Below are 9,455 nucleotides of genomic sequence, written 5' to 3'. Positions count from 1 at the left end.
GGAAGCACTAGAAGCGGCAATTTCGACAATTAATTCCGGCGCGCCTTCTACATAATCATCTTGACTAATTGTCGATTGTCCTCCCTTGTCAATTCTTAATAGGGCATCCGGTTGGGGTTCGTTATCAATATCTAATCTCACGGTGGCATTATCACCCAATCTAACACCTGGAGTCGCCGCTTTATAGAGAGCTAACCATCCGATAATATTAGCATGAGGCTCGGCGTGACTTTCAAATCTGAGGGGAGATGCCATATAAACAATTCCTTCAATTAATTCCGCTTTTTTGAGATGGGGCATCCCTTGATAACGTCGTTCAAATTCCCATCGAGTTAATTTATCGCCGTTTTCTAGGGGAGGAATTGTTAAAGAAGCAGTAATTACTGGGGTAGTTGTCATAGGTTTTCTCTTTTCACCCTTCTTCTAGGTAAGTGTTTCTAATTAAATAGAAGATAGATTTTGCCTTTGATACCCCTGCCCCCCTTATTAAGGGGGGTGCCGATAGGCGGGGGGATCTCCCCTGCCCCCCTTGATAAGGGGGGTGTCTGACAATTTTTAACACCTACCTACTTAGTTAATCTTTGCCCGCTATCGGATCAGCAATTTCTCCTGATCTTCCATTATTATAACATCCATCGGTAGGGTGTGTTAAAGTAGCTCAACACACCCACAAAAATCAATTAGAAGTCAGCAAATAATCTATTAGTTTGATCAGAGTTGCTGCCCCCATTTTATCTACTCGATCAGTGATATCATCAAGAGAAATAAATAGCTTATCTTTTCGCACTTTGATAAAATTTCCAGTAACTGTTCTATTTATTCCCGCTTTTTTAAGTTGATTAGCATCACAGCTATTCAAAAGCTCTAAAATCGACTTAGAAGGAGGAGAAGGAGGAGGAGGAGCAGCAGAAATAATAATTTTTTCTTCCAGTCTTTTGATTTCTTTTTGGTACTCCTCTCGGATTGCTTGTAACTGGGTTTCTAATCGTTTTTCAAGATTACTCATCCTCAATTCTAGAGGATTATCTATTTTTTCGGACCTGGTAATTAACCCAGGAGAAGGGGATAATAACTGTATTTGCTGTAAAGCAATATTCTCCGCTTCTTTATCAACTACAAAAGCGTTAATCATCTCGATGTCAGGAACTTTCTGATTGGCGATAACAGAAGCATAATATTCTAAATCTCCACTGATAATATTATAACGTTCATCAACTTTTTTATTATCAGCTTTTTTGAGAATAGCAGGGCGAATAAGTCCACCCATTTCAATAATAAGATTGGCTAAATTTTCCAATTCAGTTTCAGAGAAGGTTTCTCTGGGAACGGAAGGATTAATATCAGTAATATCGACTCGTAAAAATTTACACATTTATTTAACTCCTATTTTAGCTAAAACTTCTAGTGCTAAGGCTTCAAATTCTGATGCTGATACTCCCGCATCAGCTTGATGTTCCGCATAATCGATTATAGATTGGGGGGCAGGAATTTCTAAATCTCCCACGGTAACGTATTGATTTATACAGCGAGATAAAGGCATTCTTTCCGAGATAGTTGATTCCATCAAGGGTAAATTATATTTGTCTGGAATCACTTGTTTTTGTTTGGGAAAATTAAATCTTAAGTATTGAGCATGGGTGGAAATTTTGGAAGGTAAAACGCCTAAAATTTGTAGGGTTGGTTTACCCAAATCTCCACGACTTTCATTAATTTCCTCTTGAACAAAGTTTTTAACGCTATCTAATCCTTGATTAGAAAATGGTTTAAGATCTGAAGGAATTATTAGATAATCAGCTGCAATTAAAGCAATGCGTGCATATAAATCAAGTGCGGGAGGTGCATCAATAATTACAATATCGTATTGATTATTTACTTTCTCTAATTTTCTGGCCAATCTAGCAAATACCGCCGCATTATCTTTAATTTTCGCTTGGTTAGCAATTAAAGATATGTGAGAGGGAATAACATCAATTTCTGGATGATTGAATCCTTGAGACTTTCTGACGATATTCTCAATAAAAATACGGTTACTGTTATCTAGTAAATGAAAGACATTTTTATCTTTTAAATCATCGTCATCATCGAATTGAAACTTAATTAAACCAACGGCAAAGGTACTATTAGCTTGAGCATCAATATCAATTAATAATACTCGCTTGCCTTTTTTACTCAAGGCTGCCGCTAGATTGGTAGCGACGGTGGTTTTACCAACACCACCTTTATGATGATAAATTGCGATGGTTTTCATGGGATTTTTGTTGTTGATTGTTGGAGAATTAAGCGGTGGAATACCCAGGGATAAAGTTTCGTAGCCAATCAGAGATTTTAACTGTTCTAAGTGAGAGGCAATTTCTAACCCAGAACATCTAAAAACTAAATAAATTTTATCGGGTTTTCTTCGATAAAGTTGAATCTCATCACCATTGGTTAATAATCCCCACTGCACTTTAAAGTAGTTGAGATAATAACCTAAGCGGTGACGATGATTGATGAGCTTTTCTCTGGGGTTTTTAGCCTCGACAATTAGACAGTGAGAGGGTAAAAACTGCTTTTTGTTGATAGGTTTTTGAGCAGAAACAAGGAAATCTAAGCGTACTTTACCGAAGCTAACTTGTTGATACCAATGTTCGGGATTGTAGCCTAGTTTGGGGAGTAAATACTGGACAATTAATTTACTCTCCACTTCCCTTTCGTTATGACAATGGTGAGGGTTGAAAGTCACACATTTGAGGAAATACTTAAGAACAACTTATTGTTAGTTTAAATGATGACGGCCTTTCCCGTCAAGGTGAAGCACAGACTAAATCCTTACTTAATCAAGTATTTCAGCTGCAAGAACGAACCCCATCTATCCCAGAAAAGCTGTATATTGAGATGCACATCGGTAAATTTACGGATTTATTGCAGTAGGATGTTTATCTAGCACTTTTGGCAATGACAGAGAAAACCATCCTACCCACAGCTTAATTAATGGATCTGCATAATTTTCTCGGCTACTTTCTGGGAAATAAAAGGTAAAATTGAGCGATTTTGACTGTTATCTTTTCCCTCGGTAAATACCACCAAGAGATAGGGAGTATGATGGGGAATTTCAATATAGGCTGCATCGTGACGTACTTGACTTGTCCAACCAGCTTTTGACCAAATTTGACTATTTTCTGGTAATCCTTGTCCCAAAAATCCTAAAATTTGTGTCTCATCTCCTTGACTTGTCCAATCAGCAGGATTAAGACTTCGTTTTAGTAAAGACATCATCATTTGGGAACGTTGGGAAGAAACAGCAATCCCCCCGACAATAGTATGAATTAAACGCGCCACTGCATTGCTAGTTAACATATTGCGATTCTCCATTAATTCCCCTAAAAAAGCGCGTTCACGTCCATAGGGACCATCAGACCAAGTTTTTTGATTAACGTTAATTGTCGCTAATTCTGGCCAATTTAAGGATTGAAAATAACGATTAACTATGTTGCGTTGTTGCTTCCAAGTTTCAAAGGGACTGGCGGCAATTTCTGGACCGCTAGTGGTTCCTGTAACCAGATCTACAACTAAACTGGTAGCATCATTACTAGAGTCAACAATCATGTCACGAATGGCGCGATTTAATTCGCTGCTTTCGGCAATCATTCCCCCCTCTAACCACTCATGAATCGCTACTAAATAAAATAATTTCACTAAACTAGCGGGATAGGTTCTTTCTTGTCCTCGATAACTAAATCCGCGGGGGGAATATTTCCAGAATTCTTCGTGAGAAATTGCTCCCCCCGTGTTGACGATAACGGGAGGATCATATACTATCCAAGTTAGGGCGATTTGTTCTTGAGCTAATTGGGGAAATTCTCGCCAAGTTGTTTCTAAAATATCTGTACCGAACTGTTGGAGATGGTCTTCAGTATGAAAAAAGTTCATAGGTGTGCTGCAAAGTCAAGAGTTAGAAGGTGGATAAATTATTGAGTCGGCAATTCTCATTTTAAGGTAAAATTTACCGATAATTAATTATTTGATCGCTTCTGAGTTTAATGTTTATATCTACCGATGAGGTTCATCTCTATTTTATCAGTCTTGATCCCTCTGGGGATAGACTAGAAACACTGGCTTCTTTGCTCTCGGAAGATGAAATAATTAGAGCTAATCGTTACCATTTTCCCGAACACAAGCGGCGTTTTTTGGTGGCTAGGGGGTGTTTACGGGAGATTTTAGGGTCATATTTGGCGATAAGTCCCGAAAAAATCGAGTTTATCTACAGCGAACGGGGAAAACCGAGTATTAACTACCAATTGCAGTTTAATCTCTCCCATTCCGAGGAGATGGCCATCTGTGGCTTGACTTTAACCGCTCGCATCGGGGTAGATTTAGAGAAAATGCGCGAGGTGAAAGATTTAGATAGCTTGACAAAAAGGTTTTTTTGTGCTAGGGAACACGAGCTTGTTGAAAAGTCCGCAGAGAAGGAAAAGCTATTTTTTCAGTTATGGACGGCAAAAGAGGCTTATTTAAAGGCAGTGGGAACGGGAATTAGCGGGGGACTCGATCGAGTGGAAGTGGGCCTCAATCCCTTAAAATTAGACAATGTGGCGGGGGAATGGCAATTATGGACAGCGGCAATCGGCGATAATTATCGAGCGACGGTGGTTATCGAAGGTAGAGATCGAGTGATTAAAACCTTTGGCCTTTCTGATCTATGATTAATTGGGGAGTTAATTGCCTTGAGAAATTCAGTAATTATTCCTAGCTATCTCAAAAAGCTTGCCCTTAATTATTACTTAATCTTGTTTTCTCTATGCGAATTGCTCTTTTTACAGAAACTTTCTTACCGAAAATCGATGGAATTGTCACCCGTCTTAAACATACCGTGGAACACCTACAAAGATTAGGTCATCAGGTATTAGTTTTCTCTCCCGATGGCGGTTTAAAAGAGTACAAAGGTGCTAAAATTCATGGAGTTACAGGGATTCCCTTACCCCTATATCCAGAATTAAAAATGGCTTTCCCCCGGCCTTCCGTCGGTCAAGCTTTAGAGAGGTTCAAACCTGATATTATTCATGTGGTTAACCCAGCTGTTTTAGGGGTGGGAGGCATTTATTTTGCCAAAACTATGAACATTCCCCTCGTCGCTTCCTATCATACCCATCTCCCCCAATACCTACAACACTACGGGTTAGGTTCCCTAGAAGGATTACTCTGGGAATTATTAAAATTAGCCCACAATCAAGCAAGTTTAAATCTCTGCACTTCCACTGCTATGGTACAAGAATTATCTAGTCGTGGCATTGAAAAGGTAGAGCTTTGGCAAAGGGGAGTCGATACGGAATTATTTCAACCTCATTTAAAATCCCCGGGTATGAGACTGAAATTATCCCAAAATAACCCCGATAGTCCTCTCTTATTATACGTTGGTCGAGTGTCGGCCGAAAAAGAAATTGATCGCATTAAACCAGTCTTAGAAGCGATTCCCGAAGCAAGATTTGCCATTGTGGGAGATGGTCCCCATCGGGAAGCTTTAACAAGTCATTTTGCTGACACAAATACCCATTTTGTCGGTTATTTACAGGGGTTAGAATTAGCCTCCGCTTTTGCTTCCGCAGATGCTTTTCTTTTTCCCTCACGCACAGAAACCCTCGGTTTGGTACTCTTAGAATCCATGGCTGCCGGTTGTCCGGTGGTGGCGGCAAATTCGGGGGGAATTCCCGATATTGTCACCGATGGAGTTAATGGTCATCTCTTCGATCCTAGAGATGAAAAAGGTTTAATTAGTGCCACCCAAAGATTACTAACCGCCAAGGCAGAAAGAGAGGAATTACGACGAAATGCGCGTCTAGAAGCGGAAAAATGGGCATGGCAAGCGGCCACCAAACAGTTATTAAATTACTATCACCAAGTTTTGAAGAATAATTCTGTGGCTTTTGCCGCTTAATTGTTGTCAAAATGCTCGAATTTAACCGCCAAAACCTTAACCTATTGTAACTTCTATGGCCAGCGCACCCAGTACCACCTTAGATAAGTCCACCCAAGTGGTCAAAAAGACTTATCCCAACTATAAAGTTATTGTTCTCAACGATGACTTTAACACCTTCGATCATGTGGCCAATTGTTTAATTAAATATATCCCGGATATGACTACCGATCGAGCTTGGGAATTAACTAATCAAGTTCACTACCAAGGACAGGCAATTGTCTGGACAGGTCCCCAAGAACAAGCGGAACTTTATCACCAACAATTGCGACGGGAAGGATTAACCATGGCTCCCCTAGAGGCCGCATAATTATGAATAATGGTCGCTTAGTTTGGAATCATTCTACTCATATTCCAGGGTTGATTGCGGTATTAGAAAAGTTAATTACCTATCAGGGAATCACCACTGTCACCCCGGGGGTACTTTCTCGCTCAAAAGGTCATTGTCCGCGGTTACAATTGCGGATATCAGTGCCGATTCGTGGTGGTTTTAAGCTGATTGCGAGGACAGGAAAAAGTGTTCAGGAGGTCTTTGTTATTACCGATTTAAACCAAGAGGATTTAGAAATGGCTATCCAAGCTTGTTTAGGAAAATAACTGTCGTGGGTGCGTTGTTGAAAGGCTGCTGGTTACTAATCATTGTTTTTCTGTTTTTCTGTTTACATTCTCTCCCTAGTTTGGCAGTAGTGGATAGAGTTCCTTTAACAGTAACTTTATTGCAGGAACGTTTAAGCGCACCCGTCCTTAAAGAAGGGATGACTACTATCGATTTAGCCAATTTAGTTATCGATATCCGCGATGAAAATAAGGAACTGCAAGAACAATTTTATCAACAGATTCAAGGTCAAATTAATCGCGCTAAACAACCCCTAGGTTTAGATTTTAGTAATTCCTTAATTCAAGGCAATTTTATCGCTTCCCGTCTGGGTTTACCGACTCCTTTAACAAAAGTGGCCCTTGCTACCTTGTTATCACCCACGGAAGAACAGTTATTACAACAGGACGAAAATTTTTTATTCGATAGCGATGAACCGGTTTTTAATGTCACAGTATTTCGTGGACCGGTGAAGTTGCAGGGAACGGTATTTATGGGAGAAGTGGACTTTTCTAAGACTTTTTTTCTGCAAATTGTCGAAGCAATGGCAGCAAAATTTAGTCGTGAAAGTAATTGGGTAGAATCGCGTTTTGCTAGGGTGGCAAAATTTACCAAAGCCAATTTTATGGGAGATGTAAATTTTAGTCAAAGTCAATTTTTAAATAAAGCCATCTTTCGCACGGCCCATTTTAAAAGTATTACTAACTTCCATCGCAGTCATTTTACTGCCGAAGCTTATTTTGATCAAACCAAATACGATAAACCCGCAGATTTTACCCGTACTTTCTGGCAAAAAGAAGCTAATTTTTCCCAAAGTCAATGGCGAGATCGTCCGCTATTTTCTAAGAGTAGATTTTTAAGTTTATTAACCTTTAGAAATGCCACTTTTGAAAAATCAGGTGCTTTCCGGTCTAGTTATTTTAATGGTGTGGTTAGTTTTCAAGATGTGAAACTTTTAGATCAGGTAGATTTTAGTAATTCCACTTTTACTAACAATAGTTATTTGAGTGTATCAGGATTAGCTTTTGATTCCGATAAAGCGAAAATACTGGGAGATAGAGGAGTAATTGGTCAAGCAATTTATTTACCAACTTTAACAGGAAATGAAACAGTTTTAAGAAATTTAGTTCGTAATTTTCGCTCCCTAGAACAAATTGCCGATGCTAATCAAATTGAATACAAAACCGAAAAATTGCGATTACAACAGTTAAAACAAAAACTGAATAATATCTCAGTTATTCGCCTAATTAACCTCACTTGGGTAGCTGATTTTCTGCATACTTCTTTCCTTGCTTTACTATTACTCTTAAGTCAAGATGGTACAAATTTTAGTTTAGTTTTCGGTACCGGAATCATAATTTTTGCCTATTTTGGCTGTTTATTTTGGTTAATTGATCGCGTGCGTCGTCTCACTCCTAAACCAGTAATTCCTAGTCGTTATGAAATCTTTTGTATGGTAACTAGCTATATTATTCTCACCCTTTCAGGTGTGTTTAATATCCTGCAATCTGCCAGTCGTCCCCTACTAACCTTAACAGCTATTGCCCTAATTCTTGTCCCCTTACCCCTAATTTTAATTATCGAACTTTATCGTCGGGGACGCTATCACGATTTAATGGATAGTTCCTATTTCCTGCAAGATGGTAGTATGCGACAATTACGCTTATTAATCACCCGTTTACCCGTGGTTCCCGAATTTCCCCTCTTTCGCGATCGTTATACTCCTATTCCTTGGCAAAAGCGTTGGAATTGGTTAAATTATTACGATTTAAGTCTCAATAATTTGCTAAAATTAGGCTTTAATGATTGGCGAGTTCGCGATCGAGAATTACCCGCTATTATTTCTTTTTTAGTTTGGTATCAATGGGGTATCGGCATCTTTTATATCACTCTCCTTATCTGGACTCTCTCGCGCACGATTCCGGGGTTAAATCTCTTGATTTATTTAAAATAAACTGTAAAAATTTGAATACAGCAGTTATCTTTTCGTTTTGGGTAACAGAAATATGAGTGGAAAGAGGAAAAAACCATGAATGCCAAATTGATTGAATCTCTCGTCCAAATTATCCAATCCCTTTCTGAAGAAGAAAGATTGCTCTTAGAGAAGAAATTAGCTGCCCATGAAACTGAAACAAATTTTGATAACCTAGCCCAAGCTTTAGCAGAATTGCGACAAATTTGTGCTGAAGAAAACTATACTATAGAAGTTCCTCCTCGCCAAGATCGTTCTAATCCATTTGCAGAAAGCTTAAATGACATTCCTGTGTGATACTAACATTATCAGCGAGTTAGCACGTCCCCAACCTAAGATTTTTCTGCTAAAATTATGTACACAACAGTACACAAGCGGGAAAAGCAATAGTCTATGCTAGAAAAAATCGGAATGGGAGAATTCCGGGATCATCTCGCCAAATATTTGAGTTCTACTACTCCCATCGCCGTCACTTGCCAGGGTCAGACGGTGGGCTATTTCTTGCCGGCACGACCGGAGCCGTCGGAAGCGGAGATCGACGGGTTAAAACGCGCCGCCGAGAGGTTGGATGCGCTTTTACGCGAACAGGGACTTTCTGAAGATGCGCTCGTTCGCGAATTCCGTCAACTCCGCGAAGGTGAGCGTTAGGCTTTCTGCCATGACGAAAAGAATCGTTCTGGATGCCAATATTCTCATCCGTGCCGTGTTGGGGAAAAAGGTACGGGAGTTGACATCCTCGCCGCCCTAAAAGTGCGGCGATTCCTAAACCTCACGATTTAAGTTTCTGCTTCCACCACTGTCGCATACCACAGTTAAAAAACCATGTACTGTCTTACACAGAGTCCACAGACTTTCGCCCCATTTCAGAAGCCCGATTCCGTGTGTCCCACGGTACGTTGACCGCCTATAGCTTCTTGTACTTGTTGCGCGCGACTTTT

Annotated in this window: 11 protein-coding genes; 7 read left to right on the top strand and 4 right to left on the bottom strand. The window is 39.7% G+C overall.

What is annotated here, in order from left to right:
• The 4 genes from IM456_RS18010 to IM456_RS17995 form a co-directional block, all read right to left on the bottom strand.
• A partial coding sequence (locus tag IM456_RS18010) for a Uma2 family endonuclease (protein ID WP_287693349.1) occupies positions 1-399 on the bottom strand: 399 nt, incomplete at its 3' end.
• Positions 400-676: 277 nt separating this feature from the next.
• Entirely contained in the window at positions 677-1,372 is a 696-nt protein-coding gene (locus IM456_RS18005; RefSeq protein WP_149987088.1) for a ParB N-terminal domain-containing protein, read from the bottom strand.
• Positions 1,373-2,722: an AAA family ATPase gene (locus IM456_RS18000; protein WP_149987087.1), complete on the bottom strand. Its 1,350-nt coding sequence runs from the start codon at positions 2,720-2,722 to the stop codon at positions 1,373-1,375.
• Between the two features lie 245 nt (positions 2,723-2,967).
• Positions 2,968-3,909, bottom strand: coding sequence for a serine hydrolase (locus tag IM456_RS17995; RefSeq protein ID WP_149987086.1), 942 nt, complete (start codon positions 3,907-3,909; stop codon positions 2,968-2,970).
• Positions 3,910-4,019: 110 nt separating this feature from the next.
• Here IM456_RS17995 and IM456_RS17990 point away from each other — a divergent pair, with 110 nt between their 5' ends.
• From IM456_RS17990 to IM456_RS17960, 7 genes are all read left to right on the top strand, one after another.
• Positions 4,020-4,682 carry a 4'-phosphopantetheinyl transferase family protein gene (locus IM456_RS17990; protein ID WP_149987085.1) on the top strand — a complete coding sequence of 221 codons (663 nt, stop codon included), beginning with the start codon at positions 4,020-4,022 and terminating at the stop codon, positions 4,680-4,682.
• A 95-nt stretch (positions 4,683-4,777) separates the two neighbouring features.
• Positions 4,778-5,911: a glycosyltransferase family 4 protein gene (locus IM456_RS17985; protein WP_149987084.1), complete on the top strand. Its 1,134-nt coding sequence runs from the start codon at positions 4,778-4,780 to the stop codon at positions 5,909-5,911.
• A 55-nt stretch (positions 5,912-5,966) separates the two neighbouring features.
• Complete coding sequence (clpS, locus tag IM456_RS17980; protein ID WP_002765336.1) at positions 5,967-6,260, top strand: ATP-dependent Clp protease adapter ClpS; 294 nt, start codon at positions 5,967-5,969, stop codon at positions 6,258-6,260.
• A 2-nt stretch (positions 6,261-6,262) separates the two neighbouring features.
• Positions 6,263-6,547: a DUF2103 domain-containing protein gene (locus IM456_RS17975; RefSeq protein ID WP_002732155.1), complete on the top strand. Its 285-nt coding sequence runs from the start codon at positions 6,263-6,265 to the stop codon at positions 6,545-6,547.
• A gap of 5 nt (positions 6,548-6,552) precedes the next feature.
• Positions 6,553-8,499, top strand: coding sequence for a pentapeptide repeat-containing protein (locus IM456_RS17970; protein ID WP_287693348.1), 1,947 nt, complete (start codon positions 6,553-6,555; stop codon positions 8,497-8,499).
• A 75-nt stretch (positions 8,500-8,574) separates the two neighbouring features.
• Positions 8,575-8,814 carry a hypothetical protein gene (locus tag IM456_RS17965; RefSeq protein WP_287693347.1) on the top strand — a complete coding sequence of 80 codons (240 nt, stop codon included), beginning with the start codon at positions 8,575-8,577 and terminating at the stop codon, positions 8,812-8,814.
• 96 nt (positions 8,815-8,910) lie between these two features.
• The gene (locus IM456_RS17960; protein WP_002782656.1) at positions 8,911-9,165 is read left to right on the top strand and encodes a hypothetical protein; all 255 of its coding nucleotides are present in this window, start codon (positions 8,911-8,913) and stop codon (positions 9,163-9,165) included.
• Positions 9,166-9,455 lie beyond the last annotated feature (290 nt).

The sequence above is a fragment of the Microcystis sp. M079S1 genome (genome assembly GCF_020246425.1).
Classification (GTDB): Bacteria; Cyanobacteriota; Cyanobacteriia; order Cyanobacteriales; family Microcystaceae; genus Microcystis; species Microcystis aeruginosa.
The sequence above is the reverse complement of the archived record's forward strand: the minus strand, read 5'-3'. Positions and strand labels throughout refer to the sequence as shown.

Excerpts from the sequence above, each read along its gene's own strand:
- IM456_RS17960 (WP_002782656.1), top strand. The coding sequence starts at position 8,911 with ATGCTAGAAAAAATCGGAATGGGAGAATTCCGGGATCATCTCGCCAAA.
- IM456_RS17965 (WP_287693347.1), top strand. The coding sequence starts at position 8,575 with ATGAATGCCAAATTGATTGAATCTCTCGTCCAAATTATCCAATCCCTT.
- IM456_RS17985 (WP_149987084.1), top strand. The coding sequence starts at position 4,778 with ATGCGAATTGCTCTTTTTACAGAAACTTTCTTACCGAAAATCGATGGA.
- IM456_RS17975 (WP_002732155.1), top strand. The coding sequence starts at position 6,263 with ATGAATAATGGTCGCTTAGTTTGGAATCATTCTACTCATATTCCAGGG.
- IM456_RS17990 (WP_149987085.1), top strand. The coding sequence starts at position 4,020 with ATGTTTATATCTACCGATGAGGTTCATCTCTATTTTATCAGTCTTGAT.
- IM456_RS17995 (WP_149987086.1), bottom strand. The coding sequence starts at position 3,909 with ATGAACTTTTTTCATACTGAAGACCATCTCCAACAGTTCGGTACAGAT.
- clpS (WP_002765336.1), top strand. The coding sequence starts at position 5,967 with ATGGCCAGCGCACCCAGTACCACCTTAGATAAGTCCACCCAAGTGGTC.
- IM456_RS18005 (WP_149987088.1), bottom strand. The coding sequence starts at position 1,372 with ATGTGTAAATTTTTACGAGTCGATATTACTGATATTAATCCTTCCGTT.